Source organism: Bacillus cereus group sp. Bce041 (assembly GCF_052646455.1).
This window is the reverse complement of record NZ_JBQXON010000001.1, coordinates 300,290-320,413: the sequence shown is the minus strand read 5'-3', so window position 1 is coordinate 320,413 and position 20,124 is coordinate 300,290. Positions and strand designations below refer to the sequence as shown.

The window sequence follows — 20,124 nt, the reverse complement described above, 5'->3', positions numbered from 1 at the left end:
ATTTACATATGGGGTATATTGAAGAGTTACGAAAAGTCGTTGGTACAAGGCCGCTTATTCTCGTAGGATCAGCAATTATTATATTAAACGATAATCAAGAAGTATTGCTTCAATATCGTTCAGATACATATGATTGGGGTGTACCTGGTGGGGCGATGGAACTGGGCGAAACGACAGAAGAAACTGCACGTAGAGAGTTATTTGAGGAAACGGGGTTAACTGCAAAAATAATGCAATTTCTTGGTGTTCTATCAGGAAAAGAAGTATATTTCCGTTATCCGAATGGCGATGAAATTTTCAATGTTATTCATCTGTATCAGGCACATCATGTGAGCGGGGAATTAAAGCTCGATCATGAAGGGTTAAAACTTCAATATTTTCCAGTAGATAAGTTGCCAAAATTGAATGAAACGACAGAGAAAATTTTACAAAAGTTTTTATATGCGCTGACAGAATAGAAGGTTAATTCCTTCTATTTTTATTATATTAAATATTTTGATTTTTTAGTATGTTTATAGTATGATAGTTATAGATATACATCTTATGGAATTTCACCTAAAAACTGACTAGGGTACATAAGAGAGGGGCAAGTGCAAAATGCATAATGTTGTTATTACAGCTGCAGTTCGTTCGCCAATTGGAACTTTTGGAGGAGCGCTAAAAAATGTAACGCCAGTAGAATTAGCTGTTCCTGTACTTCAGGAAGCTGTAAAACGAGGCGGGGTAGAACCACATGAAGTTGATGAAGTAATTTTAGGTCATTGTATTCAAAGAACTGATGAAGCAAATACGGCGAGAACAGCTGCATTAGCGGCAGGATTTCCTGACACAGTTACGGGATATACAATCCAACGTCAATGTTCTTCAGGTATGCAAGCAATTATGTCAGCTGCAATGCAAATCCAATTAGGTGTAAGTGATGTTGTTGTTGCAGGTGGGGTAGAAGCGATGAGTTCGAGCCCTTATGCATTGAAACAGCACCGCTGGGGACAACGTCTACAGCACGGAGAAATTCGTGATACGGTGTGGGAAGTGTTAGAAGATCCGATTCACCATATTATGATGGGTGAAACAGCGGAAAATTTAGTTGAACAATATGAAATTACAAGAGAGGAACAAGATGAAGTTGCTCTTCGCAGTCATACATTGGCACTGAAGGCAATCGAGTCTGGATACTTTGACGATCAAATTGTTCCTATTACAATAAAAGAGCGTAGAAAAGAAGTTGTATTTTCGAAGGATGAACATCCACGTGCAGATATTACAGCTGAAAAATTAGCTGGATTGAAGCCGGCGTTCCGTAAAGATGGATCAGTGACTGCTGGAAATGCATCTGGCCTTAATGACGGGAGTGCAGTTCTAGTATTAATGAGCGAAGAAAAAGCGAAAGAAAAAGGTTTACAACCGTTAGCTAGAATTGTTGGATATTCAGTAGCTGGAGTAGATCCAAAAATTATGGGTATTGGACCAGCACCAGCAATTCGTAAAGGTTTAGAAAAAGTAGATTGGTCATTGGAAGATGCAGATTTACTTGAAATTAATGAAGCTTTCGCGGCTCAATATTTAGCTGTAGAGAAAGAGTTAGGCTTAGACCGTGAAAAAGTGAACGTAAACGGTAGTGGCGTAGGACTTGGGCATCCAATTGGTTGTACAGGGGCTCGTATTACAGTAAGTTTAATTCACGAATTAAAAAGACGTGGGTTAGAAAAAGGAATTGCCTCTTTATGCGTCGGTGGCGGTATCGGGGTTGCCTTATTTATAGAAGCACTATAAAAAAGAAGCAGCTATTGCTGCTTCTTTTTTTACGACTCAAATAGATGCTGGAATAATCGATCGCGATTTTCAAAGAAAAGTTTCGTCGTTTGGTAATGCTCAGTTTCTTCTAATGTGGATTCGTGAATTCCCTCTTGTGTTAAAGAATATATAGTGGATTCAGGATAAGCCATTAAAATAGGAGAATGCGTCGCGATAACAAATTGTGAACCTTGTTCAGCTAGTTCGTGCATTCGAATGAGCATGGAAAGTTGTCTCATTGGTGATAAAGCTGCCTCAGGCTCATCTAAAATGTATAAACCTTGTCCTGAAAAACGGTTCATAAATAATGAGAAGAATGATTCACCGTGTGATTGTTTGTGTAGTGAGATACCACCATAAGAGTTGATAACCGGATTCCCACGTGCTTCTCTATCAGCATCTATTTCATCAATATAAGAAGCGACGTTATAAAATGATTCAGCGCGAAGAAAGAAACCGTCGTTTGGTGTATTGAAACTTTTTGAAATTCGAAGGTATTCATGTAAAGATGAATGGGAATCGTTTGTGCTAAAGCGGAAGTTCTTCGTTCCACCTTCTGCATTAAAACCTAACGCAATTGCAATTCCTTCAAGTAATGTTGATTTACCTGTTCCGTTTTCTCCAATAATGAATGTTACATTTGGATGGAAAGCTAGTGATTGTAATGTTCGAATAGCGGGTAAACAGTAAGGATATGCGGAAAAACTAGGGATATTTTCTTTTTTTAATGTGACATTTTGTAAAAAGGGTACGTCAATCAATATATAAACCTCAATTCATAACGGATTTTGAATTTAAAAAGGCAGCAAATACAAGTGTTAATGACACCTGAATCCCTTCTTGTTTTCTGAATATTTTATGTGGATTATATCATTTAAACTATCATATTCCAATGTGAAAATAAATATTGCATGAAGATCCATTCTCTCGTTATGATATATGGTATTCTATTGAAAATGTGAGAAGGAGTTAAAGTATGCCGTTTACATTTGCACATCCAGCAGCAGTTCTTCCTTTTGCGAAAAAGCACTCTAAACATATTTCAGTAACGGCTCTTATATTAGGTAGTATGGCGCCTGACTTTGAATATTTTTTGCACTTTAGACCCTATGGTGTTATTGGCCATACATGGCTTGGGTTCTTATATTTAAATTTACCGCTTGTATTTCTAATCGCATACATATATCATTACATTTTAAAAAAGCCGTTTATAACGCATTTGCCTAAACCGTTTGCTGGTTATTATTCATATGCAATAGATGAGAGGTGGGGGCTACATACCTGGAAAGAATTCTTTGTATTTTGCTATTCTGCATTATTCGGTATGCTCACGCATGTCGTTTGGGATGCATTTACTCATAATACAGGCTATTTCGTTATGAAAATAGCATTGTTACAAATTGAATTACGCAGTATTCCATTGTATAAATATATGCAACATGGGAGTACATGTGTTGGCTTATTATTGCTATTATACGTACTATGGAAGTATAAAGATGAAACAGGGAAAGATATGATTGTAGCTTTAGAAAAAAGAAAGTATTGGGTTTCGATAATCATTGTGACAGCTTTTATATTTATCGTGCATGCGTTCCTAGATCCCTATTTTCATATTTTCCAAATTGGAGGTATAATAGTATCTGGACTGACAAGTTCATTTTGTGGAATTGTCATTGTTTCTATAGTTTACAAAGCAAGGGACTAATTTTATATTCATGAATGATAGCGTTAGGAGAAATGAAATGATGAAAGCATGGAAAAGTATTTTTGTTTTATGTAGTTTTCTTCTTATGTTAAGTGGTTGCTTCCATCAAGAAGAAAAGAAAGCTGAACCGAAGAAGAAAGAATCTATTCCTGAAACGAAAGAATATGGTGGGCGTGAGCTGAAAAAAGTAGGACAAAAAGTGAAAGAAACAGGATGGGGTACTTTCAAGTTAGAGCAGATGCATTCTGTGAATCAAACATTTGAAGTAGCGCCAATGAAAATTCACGTACAAGATGTGAAAGTAATCTCTTTATCACAAATGAGTGAAAAGGCAAAAAATACATTGAAAGTATACACGGCACTAACTCCTGAAGAAGTAAAACGTAGATTAGGGGATAAAGTAAGCCAAGAAGATGCAGAATTATATGCATCGCTAAGTGGAACAGAGATTAGTAATACAATTCGTTACGTTGAGATTACATATAAAGTGGAGAATAGCGGAAATAAAAATATGCAATTTTTCTCTATGAATGATGTTATGATTAATGGTAAGCAACATTTTAAAGTAGCCACTCAAAACTTTTTATATGACGAAGATACGTTAGTTGGTACAAAAAATGTATCAAGAGAAGACTATAAGCCTGGTGAAATAAGAGATGGTATTATTGGTTTAATACTTGACGATGGAAAAGACAAGGTAAAGGATATTCAGTTTACAACTGATGATTTACTTGCAGGAGATTCAGAAACACAAGATGTTGTAAAAGAGCCACAAACGTTTAACATCTCACTAAAATAATGTAAGACAAAACAGTCAGCATACAAATATTATGCTGACTGTTTTTTTATTTCTTTTATGTATGAATCTACATTTTGAAAAGGCACCTTAATTTTAAACGCATCTTTTTGTTCATTAAATTGCTTTTCATTGTAGGGACCGAAACGTTTATTGTGCTTTACATCAATAATCCAATAATGTTCACTTTTTTTATTCGCAATTGCTGCGTCAGGGTTATTTGGATCTGATTTTTCCTCAGTTTGTTTTGCAATAATGTATTTATCATCCCAAGCAATGTCTGTAATTTTTGCAGGGATGTATTGTGTGGCATATACAGCATCTTGCGAGGGGAAAAGTTCAAATGCATTTCCAGAAGTACGTATGAGTTCGTATTCATCGTTAACCGTATAAGTTAAGTGACTTGTGTTTCCTGCACAACCAGTTAATAGGAAGGCGACGAATAGGATTATCCATTTTTTCAATATGGGAACCTCCTTTATAATGCTATTGTAACAAATTGTACAAGAAAAGTAAGAGAAACGCTAGTTTACAATGTTTTTTAGAAGTGGTACGATGAGACGGGTAAAGAAGGATATGAAGGAGTCGACATAAAATGAAGTTAAAGATGCATCGTCCAGCGCTTGTAATGAATCGCATAGGTGCTTCCCTAATTGACATGTTTTTAATCTCGGTTATGTATGGTGCAGTAGTAGCTATTATGACCGGAAACTATAGTGCTATGTTTAAGCGCTTTAATATAAGCTTAGGTGATTTTAGATATGATTTCGCAGTAGTTTTCATATTAATGGCGATATATTTTATTGTATTACCCTTTATTTGGAACGGTGTTACACTTGGCAAAAAGGTAACGAGAATAAAATTAATTTCATTGAAGAGTGAAAAGCTAACGTTGCAAACATTAATTATAAGATTTTTTGTAGTGTTATTACCGAACGTATTGCTATTAGGAATTCCATTAATATGTAACGTATATATGATGTTGTTCCGCAAAGACAATTGCGGTTTTCAGGACTTAATTACAAAGACGAAAATAATAAGTCTTGTATAATAAAATAAAAAAAGACCCTTTTATATATAAAAGGGTCTTTTTTTATTTTATAAGTATATTGTGAATATTTACAGTAAGGAAAAACTAAAATGTGTCATTTCTATTTATAATAGATTGAAAATTAAGATAATGGTATAATGATTAAAAATAATATCTTTATCTCACCATTTGGGGCTGATTAAAGTTTTACTTTATATAATAAGGGGGAAGTTGAGATGACAGGAGGTAGCATAATTTTTTGGGGCATTCTCATTTTTATCGGTCTAGTTCTTGATCAGCGTAAGAGTAAGAAAAAAGAAGGATAAAAAGTAAACGTTTACAAATCGAATGGCAATTTTTCTTGCTTGCAGAATAATCTCATAAAGGAGTATACTGAATGACGGTAAGACTTATAGAAGGGGTAATGAAAATGAAGCTTGCAGGAAAAGTTGCTATCGTAACTGGCGGTGGCATCGGTATTGGACGTAATACAGCTCTTTTGTTGGCTAAACAAGGCGCAAAAGTTATTGTGACGGACATTGATCAAGAGAGTGGACAAGCAACAGTGGAGGAAATTACGAATCTAGGCGGAGAAGCCCTTTTTGTATTCTATGATATGGAAAAGCAAGGAGATTGGCAACGCGTTATTAGCATTACTTTGAATGCATTCAGTCGCATTGACATGCTTTTTCAAAATGCTGGTTTATATAAAATAGATTCTATTTTTTCTCGCCAACAAGAGAACGATTCCAATGTACTTTGTATTAATGACGTTTGGATAGAGATAAAACAATTAACGTCATCTTTTATGAAACAGCAAGAAGAAGTGGTGCTTAGTGATTTACCGATTTTCGGTATTATTGGCACGAAAGGACAATCATTTCATACAGTAGAAGCCCTAGTATAATAATGAAAACCGCCCTCAATATATGTGGACGGTTTTTTATATGTGTATAGTAATGATAAATTTTTTAGCGAATACGTTGTTCAGTTTGGTTATCAAAGAAATGCGCTTTATTCATATCAAATGCTAATTTAATTTGGTCACCAGGTGAAAACGTATGTCTTGCATCTACACGTGCCGCAAAATCTTGATTCCCAAGTTTCATATATAAAATGGATTCAGCACCTAATAACTCAGCGACTTCAATTTTTGTTGTGAAGGCAGTAGATTGTGAAGCTTCTAAAAATAGTAGTTCATCATGAATGTCCTCTGGACGAATACCTAAAACAATTTCCTTATTTACATAGCCTTGTTCACGTAGCATCTTCATTTTTCCTTCAGATACTTTAATTTTTATAGTATTGTCTATAACGAAATCGGTTTCAGTCAATTTACCACGGAAGAAGTTCATAGCTGGTGAGCCGATAAATCCACCCACGAAGATGTTTTCTGGTGTTTCATATACTTCTTTTGGAGTTCCAATTTGTTGGATTTTTCCATCCTTCATAACGACAAGACGCGAAGCCATAGTCATTGCTTCTGTTTGATCATGTGTTACATAAATTGTTGTTGTTCCAAGACGATGATGTAGCTTAGAAATTTCTGAGCGCATTGCAACACGGAGTTTAGCATCTAAGTTTGATAATGGTTCATCCATTAAGAAAACTTTTGCATCTCGAACGATTGCTCTACCTAACGCAACACGTTGGCGCTGTCCACCTGATAATGCTTTCGGTTTTCTATCTAAATATTGTTCAAGTCCTAAAATTTTTGCTGCATCTTTCACACGACGATCGATTTCATCTTTTGGTATTTTTCGAAGTTTTAATCCAAATGCCATATTATCATATACACTCATATGTGGATAAAGAGCGTAGTTTTGGAATACCATAGCGATATCTCGATCTTTTGGAGGAACATCATTCATTAGTTTACCATCAATTGAAAACTCGCCTTTTGAAATATCTTCAAGTCCAGCTACCATTCGTAATGTTGTAGATTTTCCGCATCCAGAAGGACCGACAAATACAATAAATTCTTTATCTTGAATGTGTAAATTAAAATCAGTTACAGCTGTTACGTTATTATCATATATTTTATAAATGTTTTCTAATTTAAGTTCTGCCATGGTATTTCCCCCTAGAAATAATTATGCAAACGTTTTCTTTGAGTTCATTATAAACGAATAGATTCAAAAAATAAATAAAAAAATAAAACGTTTTCATTTATTGGAGATTTATTAGTGGTTTTCATATGTTTTCTTAGAAAAATACAATAAAAATTGTAAGCGCTATTTTAAATTGAGATAGAATCTGTTATCATTCATTAATGAAAACGTTTGCGCCTTAAAAAAGAGAAAAATGAATGATGAATGAAATGGGGTAGCATAATGGAAAAACAATGGTGGAAAGAAAGTGTAGTATATCAAATTTATCCTCGTAGCTTTATGGATAGTAATGGTGATGGTATAGGAGATCTTCAAGGGATTATTTCAAAGCTAGATTACTTAAAAGAGTTAGGGATTGATGTGATTTGGTTATCACCAGTCTATGAATCTCCAAATGATGATAATGGTTATGATATAAGCGATTATTGTAAAATTATGAACGAGTTCGGAACAATGGAAGATTGGGATGAGCTATTACATGAAATGCATGAACGTAATATGAAATTGATGATGGATTTAGTTGTTAATCATACATCTGATGAACATAATTGGTTTATTGAATCACGTAAATCAAAAGATAATAAATATAGAGATTACTATATATGGCGCCCTGGAAAAGAAGGAAAAGAACCGAACAACTGGGGAGCAGCGTTTAGTGGATCAGCATGGCAGTATGATGAAATGACAGATGAATATTATTTACATCTGTTTTCTAAAAAACAGCCAGATTTAAATTGGGATAATGAAAAGGTAAGACAAGATGTTTATGAAATGATGAAGTTTTGGTTAGAAAAAGGAATTGATGGTTTCCGTATGGATGTTATTAATTTTATTTCTAAAGAAGAGGGATTACCAGCTGTTGAAACAGAAGAAGAGGGGTATGTTTCAGGTCATAAGCATTTTATGAACGGTCCAAACATTCATAAATATTTACATGAAATGAATGAGGAAGTATTATCGCATTATGATATTATGACGGTTGGTGAAATGCCTGGTGTAACGACAGAAGAAGCGAAATTGTATACTGGAGAAGAACGAAAAGAATTGCAAATGGTATTCCAATTTGAACATATGGATTTAGATTCAGGAGAAGGTGGAAAGTGGGATGTAAAACCATGCTCACTTCTTACTTTAAAAGAGAATTTAACAAAGTGGCAAAAAGCATTAGAGCATACCGGATGGAATAGCCTTTATTGGAATAATCATGATCAGCCTCGCGTTGTATCTCGTTTTGGTAATGATGGAATGTATCGCATTGAATCAGCAAAAATGTTAGCGACAGTTCTTCATATGATGAAAGGAACGCCATATATTTATCAAGGAGAGGAAATCGGAATGACGAACGTCCGATTTGAGTCAATTGATGAATATCGAGATATTGAAACGTTAAATATGTATAAAGAAAAAGTGATAGACCATGGTGAAGATATAGAAAAAGTAATGGAATCTATTTATATAAAGGGTCGTGATAATGCTAGAACTCCGATGCAGTGGAATGATCAGAATCACGCTGGATTTACAAAAGGTGAACCTTGGATTACTGTAAATCCTAACTATAAAGAGATTAATGTGAAACAAGCAATCCAAGATGAAGGTTCAATTTTTTATTACTATAAGAAATTAATTGAACTACGCAAAAATAATGAAATAGTTGTGTATGGATCATATGATTTAATATTAAATAATGACCCTTCTATTTTTGCTTATGTAAGAACATATGGAGATGAAAAACTACTTGTCATTGCAAACTTTACTGCGGATGAAAGTGTATTTGAAATGCCTAAGGATATTAGTTATAGTGAATCAGAGTTATTTATACACAATTACGATGTAGAAATCGGATCAATAGATAACATTCCATTACGTCCGTATGAAGCGATAGTGTTCAAATTGAAATAAGAAAAAGCCTTATGCCACTTCAAACTTGGCATAAGGCTTTTTTGGATTACCATTTTAATATGGAGAATCCATATGGAGGAAGTGTAACTTGTAATACACTTGCTTCTGCTGAAAATTCTTCGTTTGTATAAATGTTAATTATTTTCTTACCAGTAACATGAAGAGGGAGTGAAACTGTAACTTCACTATTAGTAGGGTTTAAAACGAAAAAGATAGTTTCATCCTCATATGTTTTCGTATAAGAAATATAATTATGTTCATCATTTGCTTCGATGAATTGAAAAGTACCATGTCCTCCAAATGCTTTATGTTGTTTCCGTAATAAAATCAATGTTTGTATATGGGTAAATAATGCATGATCTTGTTCTTTAGTATCCCAAATCATACATTTACGGCAATCAGGGTCCATGCCGCCATCCATACCAATTTCATCTCCGTAATAAATACAAGGAGAGCCGATGAAAGAAAGATGGAATACATAGAGCAATTTCAACTTATTTTTATCTCCGTTGCATGTTGTTAAAATTCTTGGAGTATCATGGCTATCTAATAAATGAAATGCTGCTTCATTTACATTCATAGAGTAGGAATGTAGAGATTCTGTAATTTGCTTCATGAATTCACTTGCTTTAATGGAATCGTTAGCAAAGTAAGAAAGTAGAGCGTTTGTAACAGGATAGCTCATGACAGCATCAAATTGATCGCCTTGTAGCCACGGAAGGGCATCGTGCCAAATTTCTCCCAAAATATATACTTCAGGATTTAGTGTCTTTATTTCAGTTCGGAATTCTCTCCAAAAGTTGTGATCGACTTCATTGGCGACATCAAGGCGCCAGCCATCTATATTGAATTCTCGTACCCAATAACGTCCTACTTCAAGTAAGTATTCTTTTACATCTGGATGAGCTGTATTTAATTTAGGCATATACGGTGTAAAGGCGAAAGTATCATAATTTGGAAGTGGTTCGGTTATAATCGGAAATTCATGAATGTGGAACCACTCTTTATATGCGGACTTCTCACCATTCTCTAGTACGTCTTGAAATTTCTCGAAAAAGTATCCACTATGATTAAACACAGCATCGAGCATTACTTTTATACCGTGCTTATGACATTCTTCAACGAGCTCTTTAAAAGTTTCTTTCGTCCCAAATTGTGGGTCAATTTCCATATAGTCAATTGTGTCATATTTATGGTTTGAATGAGCTTTGAAAATAGGTGTGAAATATATTCCGGAAATGCCAAGCTTAACAAGGTAATCAAGGTTTTGAATAACACCAGAAAAATCTCCGCCGAAAAAATTAGTTGGAGTTGGATTCGCACTTCCCCAAGGAAGGGTGTTTTCTGGATTCAGCGTACTATCGCCATTAGCGAATCGCTCAGGGAAAATCTGATACCAAATGGTGTCTTTAATCCAAGATGGTGCTTTGAATACATCATCTGCATGAATAAATGGAAAACAGAAAAAGTTACCAACATCATCATTTGGAATGCTAGAAAAGAATCCTCGCTCTGCATAAATAAGAGTGTCTGTTTCAGATTTTAATTCAAACCCATAACGTAAGCGCTTAAATTTTGGTTCGATTGAAATGGACCAATAATCAAATAATGCAGTAGAACCCGTTTTTTTCATGGGTGTACTTGCTGATATCCATTTCCCGTCTTTCCATTCGTAAGGATCACCGTAAATAAGATCGGCGCTTTGAATATCATCTCTCTTAGTACGTACTCGGATGTGAATTGTTTGTTCATCATAAGCGTATGCATAATTATCTTTCGGCCTATGATAAATAGCTTCTTTAAACATATAGAAAATCCCCCTTCAATATCTCTATACATAGTATTCCCTTAAGTGTAATAATAAAGCCTATATTGCAAACGATTGCCTTTCTCGTAGCTTTAATATTGCTTATAAGAGTAGTATTCATTTCATATAAAGTCAATGTATAAAGAGTATAATGACATAATTTTTAAATTAATATTTGCAAAATGAATAAAAGAATGTATAATGATAGACAAATAGCGCAAACGTTTTCATAGATTGAGATATTGTTTGCGCTTCAATTAAACTATTAAATGCAAACGTTTTCAGTTACTGAGGTACATAGACAATTTAGGGAGGTTTTTGGGATGAAGAAAGCATTATCATTATTAACGGTTTCAGCATTATCTATTGGTATGTTATCTGCATGTGGACCGAAAGATTCAGGGAAAAAAGAGGAAAGTAAAGCGAAAAAAGACTATGATCTTCTTGTTTGGGAAGATGATAAAAAAGGTGTTGGTTTAGAACCAGCAGTGAAAAGCTTTGAGGAAAAATATAAAGTAAAAGTAAAAGTTGTTGAAATGCAAATGACAGATCAAGTGAAGAAGTTACGCCTTGATGGACCAGCGGGGACTGGACCAGATGTTGTAACATTGCCACACGATCAAATCGGAAATGCAGTAACAGAAGGTTTACTTTCTGAAGTGAAAGCAGATGATGCTGTAAAGAGTAAATTTACTAATTCATCAATAGAAGCACAGACATATAATGGAAAATTATATGGTTTACCAAAAGCAATTGAGACACCAGTCTTTATTTACAATAAAAAACTAATGCCAAAAGCGCCAGAAACGATGGACGAGCTGTTTAACTTCTCAAAAGAATTTACGAAAGATGGCAAGTACGGATTTTTAGCATTAGGAGATAACTTCTACTTTGCTAATGCATTCATGGCAGGTATGGGCGGTTATGTATTTGGTGAAAAAGATGGAAAGCCAAATGCAAGTGATGTTGGATTAAATAATAGCGGAGCAGTACAAGGTGCTGAATATCTTCAAAAATGGTACAAGGAAAAATTATTCCCAAAAGGTATTATCGGTGAATCAGGTGGGCCTGCTGCTGATGGACTATTCAATGAAGGAAAAGCAGCTTCTATCATGAATGGCCCATGGGCGTTCCAAGCAATGGAAAAGAACGGGATTGATTATGGCGTTGCTCCAATGCCGAAATTACTAAATGGTCAACCAATGAAAACGTTTGTTGGGGTTAAAGGATGGCATGTAACAAGTTTCTCTAAACAAAATGATTTAGCTACAAAATTCACTGAGTGGGTAACAAATGAAGAAAACGCAAAAATTCGATTTGAGAAAACAAAAGAAATTCCTCCAGTAAAATCAGTAATGGAAGATCCAATTATTAAAGATAACGAAGCTGCAAAAGCAGTTGCAACGCAATCTGAAAATGGAATTCCAATGCCAAACATTCCAGAAATGCAAGAAGTTTGGAAACCAGCTGGAGATGCGCTTCAATTAGTTGTTACAGATAAAGAGGCACCAAAAGCGGCGCTTGATAGTGCAGTGAAACAAATTAAAGGTAATATTGAGGCAAATCATAACAAGAAAAAATAAGGTGAAATTCGTGCCTCGAATATGAGAGGCACGAATTCTCTCCCTTCCATGTAGGAAGAAAAAAGGGGGAAGGAACATGCAAACATCTATGGAACCAGCAAATGGGTTAAACCATTCAAAGCATAGAAAAATGGCAACCATGTTATCAATCATTCCAGGCGTGGGCCAAATGTATAATAAACAATTTGTAAAAGGTCTTATTTTTCTAGTATTAACAGGTTCATTTATTGTAGCCTTTGCTGATTTATTAAATATGGGATTATGGGGTATTGTAACGCTTGGTACAGAAGTTCCACGTGACCATTCTGTCTTTCTATTAGTAGAAGGAATCTTGGCCCTTATCGTTATCGCTTTTGGGCTCGGCATATATGCATTTAACTTATACGATGCATACCAAAATGGAAAGAAACGTGATATCGGAACACCGTTAAATTCTGTAAAAGAGCAATACCGTAATTTGTTAGATCAAGGTTTTCCTTATTTAATGGTTTCACCAGGTTTTCTACTACTCATCTTTGTTGTCGTATTTCCAATCATCTTCGTAATTTTAATTGGATTTACAAACTATGATTTATATCATTCTCCTCCAGCAAAATTAGTAGATTGGGTGGGCTTTAAAAACTTTATTGATATTTTCACTTTACCGATGTGGAGAGAGACATTTGTAAGTGTATTCTCTTGGACTGTCATTTGGACATTCGTTGCAACAACATTACAAGTTGCGCTTGGTATTTTCTTAGCGATTATCGTAAATCAGCCCGGTATTAAAGGAAAGGCAATTATTCGAACAATCTTCATTTTACCGTGGGCGGTTCCAGCATTCGTATCTATTCTTGTTTTCTCTGGTATGTTTAATGAAACATTCGGAGCGATTAACAATCAAGTATTAGCTTTATTCGGAATTGAAAAAATTGCTTGGATGACAGATCCATTTTGGGCGAAGATTGCTTTAATTATGATTCAAACGTGGCTTGGGTTCCCGTTTATCTTTGCGATGACAACGGGTATACTGCAATCGATTCCGGGAGAATTATATGAAGCGGCTACAGTAGATGGAGCGACAGCTTGGCAACAGTTTCGTAAAATTACATTGCCACTTGTGTTATATGCAACAGCACCAATATTAATTACGCAATATACGTTTAACTTTAATAACTTTAGTATCATCTATCTATTTAACGGTGGAGGTCCTGCTGTAGCTGGACAAGACGCAGGTGGAACGGATATTTTAATTTCATGGATTTATAAGTTAACGATGACTTCAGCGCAGTACGGAAAAGCAGCAGCTCTTACAATGATATTATCGTTAATCGTTATTACAGTTGCGTTATGGCAATTTAAGAGAACAAAATCATTCCAAGAAGAGGATATGATGTAAATGAATATTAAAAGACAGAAGATGTTACGTCTCTCATTAAGTTATTTAGTTATTTTCGTAATGTGTGCCATCATTTTCTATCCGTTATTATGGATTATTGGCTCATCGTTTAATCCGGGTGATAGTTTATCTGGATCAAGTATTATTCCACAAAATGCAACGTTAGATCATTATCGTAAGTTATTAGATCTAGAGAATAGTAATTACTTACTATGGTATAAAAACACATTAAAAGTAAGTGTTTTAACGATGATTTTCTCAGTGTTAGCAATTAGCTTTACTGCTTATGCATTTTCGAGATATCGTTTTGTTGGAAGAAAAAATGGTTTATTAACATTTTTAATTCTGCAAATGATTCCAAACTTTGCAGCGTTAATTGCTTTATACGTATTAGCTCAATTAACAGGATTAATTGATACACACCTTGCATTAATTTTAATTTATGTAGGCGGAGCTATTCCGATGAATACATGGCTTATGAAAGGGTATTTTGATACGATTCCGAAAGAACTAGATGAATCAGCTCGAATGGATGGAGCAGGGCATTTTCGTATTTTTTGGCAAATCATTATGCCACTTGCAAAGCCAATCGTAGCGGTTGTAGCGTTATTTACTTTCATTGGTCCATTTACAGATTTCATTTTAGCGAGTATTATTTTGCGAACACCAGAAAATTATACTTTAGCAGTTGGATTATATGAAATGGTTGCGAAGAAATTCGGTAATGAATTTACAACGTTTGCAGCGGGTTCTGTGTTAATTGCGATCCCAATTTCAATTTTATTCCTATCACTACAAAAATACTTTATTTCTGGTTTAACAGCTGGAGGTACAAAAGGATGAAAAATGGGACATTACGTCCCATTTTTCTTTTCATCTCCCTATAAATAAGTTTATAGGGAGATGAAAAGAGATTTGACATCACATGTGAAAAGAAGTGAAATAAATAGTATATTATAGTATAGGAAAAAATAGCTATATCCCTTACAATACATGAAGAGGGAGAATAGGATTAGTTTTGCAAGATATAAGAAATGAAAGTTTATGACTTGCAATGAGTGCGAGATAAAATATATGAAAAATGGCAGAGAAATGAGAGGAGGGGGATTTTTATGACAGTTACAATTAAAGATGTGGCGAAGCAAGCGAATGTTGCACCATCAACAGTTTCTCGTGTAATTGCTGATAATCCAAGTATAAGTGAAAAGACAAAGCGCCGTGTTAGGAAAGTGATGAGTGAATTAGGGTATCATCCCAATTTAAATGCGAGAAATCTTGCGAACCAAACGACGAAAACACTTGGTCTTGTTATGCCAAGTTCTGCAAGTAAAGCTTTTCAAAATCCATTTTTCCCAGAAGTTATAAGAGGGATTAGTTCATTTGCACACGTAGAAGGTTATGCGCTTTACATGTCGACAGGTGAAACGGAAGAAGAAATTTTTAATGGTGTCGTAAAGATGGTACAAGGACGCCAAATTGGTGGCATTATTCTTTTATATTCAAGGGAGAATGATCGGATTATTCAATATTTACATGAACAAAATTTCCCGTTTGTTTTAATAGGAAAACCATATGATCGAAAAGATGAAATTACATATGTAGATAATGACAATTATACAGCTGCAAGAGAAGTGGCAGAATATTTAATTTCATTAGGGCATAAACAAATCGCGTTCATTGGTGGTGGATCAGATTTACTTGTAACGAGAGATCGTTTAGCTGGTATGAGTGATGCCTTGAAATTAGCAGACATTGTATTACCAAAAGAATATATTTTACATTTTGATTTTTCGAGGGAAAGTGGTCAACAAGCTGTTGAGGAATTAATGGGACTGCAGCAACCGCCAACGGCAATTATGGCAACGGATGACTTAATTGGACTTGGTGTGTTAAGTGCTCTTTCTAAAAAAGGATTTTTTGTACCGAAAGATGTTTCTATTGTAAGCTTTAATAATGCTTTATTATCGGAAATTGCGAGCCCTCCACTTTCGACAGTTGATGTGAATATTTATCAGCTAGGATATGAGGCGGCAAAAGCTTTAGTTGATAAAGTAGAGAATGCAGAATCCACTGCAAAGTGTATCATTATTCCTCATAAATTACTAAAACGTCAAACTTGTGATCATTATGCATAAAAAAGCTAAGAGTTTAACTCTTAGCTTTTTTCATTAGAAAGGCTTCTAATCGGTCGCAGCCTTCTTTTAAAGTTTCGATACTATACGCATAGGACAAGCGAAGGTAGCCTTCACCGTATTCAGAGAATGCTGTTCCAGGAACTACAGCTAGTCCCGCTTCTTTGACAAGATCAAGTGCAAAATCAAATGATGAAGATGTCAAATGACCAACATATGGGAATAAGTAAAATGCACCTGTTGGCTTTTCAACTGTTAATCCCATTTGAGTGAGTCTATTATATACGTAATCACGGCGTTTTTTATATTGGTGGCGCATCATTTTTGGTGCGTCTTTAGCTGCTGTTAATGCTTCAATTGCAGCGTATTGAGCGATTGAAGTAGCACACGTTACATTGTATTGATGAACTTTTAATATGTGTCCTGCTAAATAGCTTGGTGCAAATAAAAGTCCAACACGCCAGCCAGTCATAGAATGTGATTTAGATAAACCGTTAATGACAATTGTCTTTTCACGCATTTCTGGGAAATGAGCGATAGATGTATGCTTTTGTTCATATACAAGCTCGCTATAAATTTCATCTGAAAGGACGAAAATATTTTTATCTTTTAAAACATCTACAATATCTTTTAGCTCTTCTGTTGATAAAGTTACACCAGTTGGATTAGAAGGATACGGTAGTACGATACATCTTGTTTTTTCTGTAATAGCATTTTTAAGCGCTTCAGCTGTTAAACGAAATCCAGTTTCACGAACATCTACAAAAACAGGCGTTGCACCGCATAATCGAATAATGGGTTCGTAACCTGGATAAATAGGAGCAGGTAAAATTACTTCTGTTCCTGGCTCTAAAATCGTTCGGAATGCAACATCAATTGCTTCGCTAGCACCGATTGTAACGATGGTTTCGTTTTCAGGTGAGTAATGTAAATCGTAGTTATCTTTTACAAAGTTACAAGCTGCCTTACGTAATTCTAGTAAACCAGCGTTATGTGTATAGCTTGTATAGTTTTCTGTAATCGCCCGTTTTGCCGCTTCTTTTACGAGAGAAGGTGTAGGGAAATCGGGTTGTCCAATTGTTAAAGAAATCAAATTATCATAGTTTTGAATCATGTTAGAGAATTGACGGATTCCAGAAATTTGGATGTCCTTCACTCTAGGGTTAATGAATTGTTCCATTGTATCTCCCTTTCTTCCGTTTGAAAATTAAGTTCATTTTATCATATTTTCTATGATTACGCTTTGTATATGTTATTTAGAAAGAGAGAGAAAAGAGAAAAAAAGCCGCTATAAGCGACTTTTTAATATCCGTATTCCCAATCTATTTCATCTTCATTCCAGAGTACAGAGGATACCTTGCCAAGGTGAACGACTGATTGGTTCACAGCACATGTGCAGTTTTCATCTCCCGCTTTATGCTGTAACTCTTCATATACTGATTTTTCAACATTTTCTAGAACAACCAAATTTTCTTCTTTTAAAACAAGCGTAGTACCCGCCATATTTATCTTCCTCCTACTAAAGTAATGATCACTTATTTGTAAACATAGATAGTATGGATTATATGCTGTATTTTGCTATAGTTGTCCGTCTAAAAAAGTATTTTTATATTTTCTTTGTAATCCGTATTCATTGTATACTGCACGAAGGAAATTTGGTACAGGGTTTACAATCATTTCGAAAATCTGTAACAATTATTATGAGTTGTTAACAAAGAATTAACAAATATGTTAAGAAAAATCAAAATTTTAAAACAAATACACCTATAAAATGATATAATCATATCAAAATACATATAGGGGATGAGAGGTTATGGAGCTTATCCGTGATTTATTGATTCAAATTGCCATCATAATTTTGCCACTATTTTTATATGAAGCGATTCGTTTAAATCGCTATCAAGAAATGCCTCCGAAGCCAAATCGTTACTTTATTATGTTTTTATCTAGCGTTACGCTCGTTCTCTCCATGACATACTCTATTTGTTTTGGCAATGTGTGTGGGTATAACTTTCACCCCATTCCAATTGTCAGTGGTTTTTTATATGGTGGGATTGTTGGTTTAATCCCAGCGGTTATTTTTGTTGCATATGAATGGTTACTAAAGGGAATGAGCTTTCTTCCAGTTTTAGAAGTAATATTTTTATTGATAGTTCCGCTATTTTTATCAAAGAAATGGTCTCTTTTTTCAAGGGATAAGAAATTAATTTTAGCATTTATGATTTCATCATTTTATGTGCTTGTTTCTTTAGTATTAGGCATGATTATTGTTCTTTTGGAAACAGGATTTACACCGTATATTTCGCAAATATATAGCGGATTTATATTTGCCTCGCTTATCATGGTCATGACAATGGTATTTCAGGTGTATTTAACTGAATATTTAAATGAAAATGCATTGCTACGTACAGAGATGCAAAAATCAGAAAAGCTTAATATTGTAAGTGAGTTAGCAGCAAGTGTGGCACATGAAGTTCGAAATCCACTAACTGTTGTTCGTGGATTTATCCAATTGCTAGAAAGTACGGAAGATGTGAAGAATAAGGATTATATGCGTCTCGTATTAGCTGAATTGGATCGGGCGGAACAAATTATTTCAGATTACTTAAATTTAGCAAGGCCGCAAATTGAGAAAAAAGAACACATTTGTTTATCAGCCCAATTAATAGAAATGACCACTCTCATGTCGTCATTTGCAGCGATGCAAGGTGTATATTTACAAGTTGAAATTTCAGAAAGTCTTTATACGATTGGTGATAAGACAAAATTGAAGCAAGCTATTATGAATGTTGTTAAAAATGGTATTGAAGCAATTCAAGGAAATAAAGGATATTTAAAAGTAACAGCTATTCAAAAAGACGAAACAATCATAATAAGAGTTAAAGATAGTGGTGTTGGTATGACGAATGAACAGTTAGCAAGGCTTGGGCAACCATATTATTCTTTAAAAGAAAAAGGGACAGGATTAGGACTTATGGTAACATTTAGTATTTTACAAGCGCATAATGGTACATTGGAATATAAGAGTGAAAGTGGAAAAGGCACTGAAGCAATTATTATATTACCAGCTGTACAAAATAAGGAATAAAAGTTACCGATGAAAGGTAACTTTTTATTTTATATTGTTTATTCATTTGTTTTTTCTTGTTTTGCTCGGCTAAATAAACTTTTAAATGATTGAAAGAAGCTTTGCTCTTTTGAGGCAGCAACCATTCTTTTTGTTTCTTGAATTTCTCGAATAACTTGCATAAGCTGTGCATCACGGTTACTGTCTTTATTATAAATTTGACTAACAAGTTTATTCATTTTTTCTTCCTGTTTGGATTCTCGTTTATACATATGATTCATTAATAAGTCCATCTTTTCTTTTTGCAGTGCATCTGTTTGAGCGGCGTGATCGACTAACTCTTGAAGCATTTTTTCTTGAGAGCCTTCTTTTACATAAACTTGTTGCATCAATTCGTCTAGTTTCTCATCCTTTAAACGATTTTGTGTAATTAAAGTAGAATTTTGATGAATAATTGCCTCATTTAATTGAGCTAGCATTTCAAGTTTTAACATGAACTCCTCAAAGTTACGCCCATCTTCTTTTTCTTTCGTTTGTATCTCTTGCTTATCTTGTATAACTGGTACAGGTGGGGCCTCTTTTTCTTTTAAAATAATCGGTATCGTTTCTGAAATATCTTCTTGTAATGTAGCAGCTCTTTCGTGTATAGATTTCAATAATTTTAAATCATCAAGTTTATAAATACGAGCATCAGCTGTTTTGGAAATCATATAACCATGTTCTTCTAACAGTTGACTATATTTGCGAACTATATGTTTTGGGATGCCTGTTTTATTCGTGACATCTTTCGTTTTATAGGTAGCTTCCATCATATTTCCTCCC

Annotated in this window: 20 protein-coding genes; 13 read left to right on the top strand and 7 right to left on the bottom strand. The window is 34.6% G+C overall.

Annotated features, from left to right (window positions below; genetic code table 11):
- Window positions 1-8 precede the first annotated feature (8 nt).
- Complete coding sequence (locus tag ACUN13_RS01555; RefSeq protein WP_000540529.1) at window positions 9-458, top strand: NUDIX hydrolase; 450 nt, start codon at window positions 9-11, stop codon at window positions 456-458.
- A gap of 139 nt (window positions 459-597) precedes the next feature.
- On the top strand, window positions 598-1,773 hold the full coding sequence (locus ACUN13_RS01550; RefSeq protein ID WP_000552078.1) for an acetyl-CoA C-acetyltransferase: 1,176 nt from the start codon (window positions 598-600) through the stop codon (window positions 1,771-1,773).
- A 29-nt stretch (window positions 1,774-1,802) separates the two neighbouring features.
- Here the strand turns inward: ACUN13_RS01550 and ACUN13_RS01545 are convergent, their stop codons facing one another.
- Window positions 1,803-2,555: an AAA family ATPase gene (locus ACUN13_RS01545; protein WP_025687983.1), complete on the bottom strand. Its 753-nt coding sequence runs from the start codon at window positions 2,553-2,555 to the stop codon at window positions 1,803-1,805.
- Window positions 2,556-2,770: 215 nt separating this feature from the next.
- Here ACUN13_RS01545 and ACUN13_RS01540 point away from each other — a divergent pair, with 215 nt between their 5' ends.
- Together ACUN13_RS01540 and ACUN13_RS01535 are read left to right on the top strand one after the other, a co-directional pair.
- A complete protein-coding gene (locus ACUN13_RS01540) occupies window positions 2,771-3,499 on the top strand; it encodes a DUF4184 family protein (RefSeq protein ID WP_001116855.1) in 729 nt (242 codons plus the stop codon).
- Between the two features lie 37 nt (window positions 3,500-3,536).
- Window positions 3,537-4,298, top strand: coding sequence for a hypothetical protein (locus ACUN13_RS01535; RefSeq protein ID WP_000973899.1), 762 nt, complete (start codon window positions 3,537-3,539; stop codon window positions 4,296-4,298).
- A 29-nt stretch (window positions 4,299-4,327) separates the two neighbouring features.
- Here ACUN13_RS01535 and ACUN13_RS01530 read toward each other — a convergent pair whose 3' ends face one another.
- A complete protein-coding gene (locus ACUN13_RS01530) occupies window positions 4,328-4,759 on the bottom strand; it encodes a DUF3997 domain-containing protein (protein ID WP_000758789.1) in 432 nt (143 codons plus the stop codon).
- Between the two features lie 131 nt (window positions 4,760-4,890).
- Between ACUN13_RS01530 and ACUN13_RS01525 the strand changes: the two genes are divergently transcribed.
- From ACUN13_RS01525 to ACUN13_RS01515, 3 genes are all read left to right on the top strand, one after another.
- A complete protein-coding gene (locus tag ACUN13_RS01525; protein ID WP_000769080.1) occupies window positions 4,891-5,346 on the top strand; it encodes an RDD family protein in 456 nt (151 codons plus the stop codon).
- A gap of 215 nt (window positions 5,347-5,561) precedes the next feature.
- Window positions 5,562-5,651: a hypothetical protein gene (locus ACUN13_RS01520; protein WP_000145638.1), complete on the top strand. Its 90-nt coding sequence runs from the start codon at window positions 5,562-5,564 to the stop codon at window positions 5,649-5,651.
- Between the two features lie 71 nt (window positions 5,652-5,722).
- Complete coding sequence (locus ACUN13_RS01515; RefSeq protein ID WP_000218413.1) at window positions 5,723-6,232, top strand: SDR family NAD(P)-dependent oxidoreductase; 510 nt, start codon at window positions 5,723-5,725, stop codon at window positions 6,230-6,232.
- Window positions 6,233-6,296: 64 nt separating this feature from the next.
- On the opposite strand, the gene ACUN13_RS01510 is transcribed toward ACUN13_RS01515, so the two are convergent.
- Window positions 6,297-7,397 (bottom strand): ABC transporter ATP-binding protein, encoded by a 1,101-nt coding sequence (locus tag ACUN13_RS01510; RefSeq protein WP_000818931.1) that lies wholly within the window; start codon window positions 7,395-7,397, stop codon window positions 6,297-6,299.
- Window positions 7,398-7,658: 261 nt separating this feature from the next.
- Here ACUN13_RS01510 and malL point away from each other — a divergent pair, with 261 nt between their 5' ends.
- Complete coding sequence (gene malL / locus ACUN13_RS01505) at window positions 7,659-9,335, top strand: oligo-1,6-glucosidase (RefSeq protein ID WP_000415177.1); 1,677 nt, start codon at window positions 7,659-7,661, stop codon at window positions 9,333-9,335.
- Between the two features lie 46 nt (window positions 9,336-9,381).
- Here malL and ACUN13_RS01500 read toward each other — a convergent pair whose 3' ends face one another.
- Entirely contained in the window at window positions 9,382-11,142 is a 1,761-nt protein-coding gene (locus ACUN13_RS01500) for an alpha-glycosidase (protein ID WP_000471782.1), read from the bottom strand.
- Between the two features lie 323 nt (window positions 11,143-11,465).
- On the opposite strand from ACUN13_RS01500, the gene ACUN13_RS01495 reads away from it, so the two are divergent.
- From ACUN13_RS01495 to malR, 4 genes are all read left to right on the top strand, one after another.
- Window positions 11,466-12,725: an extracellular solute-binding protein gene (locus ACUN13_RS01495; RefSeq protein WP_257115660.1), complete on the top strand. Its 1,260-nt coding sequence runs from the start codon at window positions 11,466-11,468 to the stop codon at window positions 12,723-12,725.
- A 76-nt stretch (window positions 12,726-12,801) separates the two neighbouring features.
- The gene (gene malC / locus ACUN13_RS01490; protein WP_001194993.1) at window positions 12,802-14,103 is read left to right on the top strand and encodes a maltosaccharide ABC transporter permease MalC; all 1,302 of its coding nucleotides are present in this window, start codon (window positions 12,802-12,804) and stop codon (window positions 14,101-14,103) included.
- Entirely contained in the window at window positions 14,104-14,946 is an 843-nt protein-coding gene (gene malD, locus ACUN13_RS01485; protein WP_001022608.1) for a maltosaccharide ABC transporter permease MalD, read from the top strand.
- A 269-nt stretch (window positions 14,947-15,215) separates the two neighbouring features.
- Window positions 15,216-16,238, top strand: a complete 1,023-nt coding sequence (gene malR / locus ACUN13_RS01480) for a maltose operon transcriptional repressor MalR (protein ID WP_089607609.1) — start codon at window positions 15,216-15,218, stop codon at window positions 16,236-16,238.
- A 13-nt stretch (window positions 16,239-16,251) separates the two neighbouring features.
- On the opposite strand, the gene ACUN13_RS01475 is transcribed toward malR, so the two are convergent.
- The gene (locus ACUN13_RS01475; protein ID WP_000434582.1) at window positions 16,252-17,415 is read right to left on the bottom strand and encodes an aminotransferase A; all 1,164 of its coding nucleotides are present in this window, start codon (window positions 17,413-17,415) and stop codon (window positions 16,252-16,254) included.
- 122 nt (window positions 17,416-17,537) lie between these two features.
- Complete coding sequence (locus tag ACUN13_RS01470; RefSeq protein WP_000929278.1) at window positions 17,538-17,738, bottom strand: hypothetical protein; 201 nt, start codon at window positions 17,736-17,738, stop codon at window positions 17,538-17,540.
- A 310-nt stretch (window positions 17,739-18,048) separates the two neighbouring features.
- Here ACUN13_RS01470 and kinB point away from each other — a divergent pair, with 310 nt between their 5' ends.
- Complete coding sequence (gene kinB, locus ACUN13_RS01465) at window positions 18,049-19,323, top strand: sporulation sensor histidine kinase KinB (RefSeq protein WP_088343885.1); 1,275 nt, start codon at window positions 18,049-18,051, stop codon at window positions 19,321-19,323.
- A 38-nt stretch (window positions 19,324-19,361) separates the two neighbouring features.
- On the opposite strand, the gene ACUN13_RS01460 is transcribed toward kinB, so the two are convergent.
- Window positions 19,362-20,111 (bottom strand): DUF3967 domain-containing protein, encoded by a 750-nt coding sequence (locus tag ACUN13_RS01460; RefSeq protein WP_000388471.1) that lies wholly within the window; start codon window positions 20,109-20,111, stop codon window positions 19,362-19,364.
- Between the last annotated feature and the right edge of the window lie 13 nt (window positions 20,112-20,124).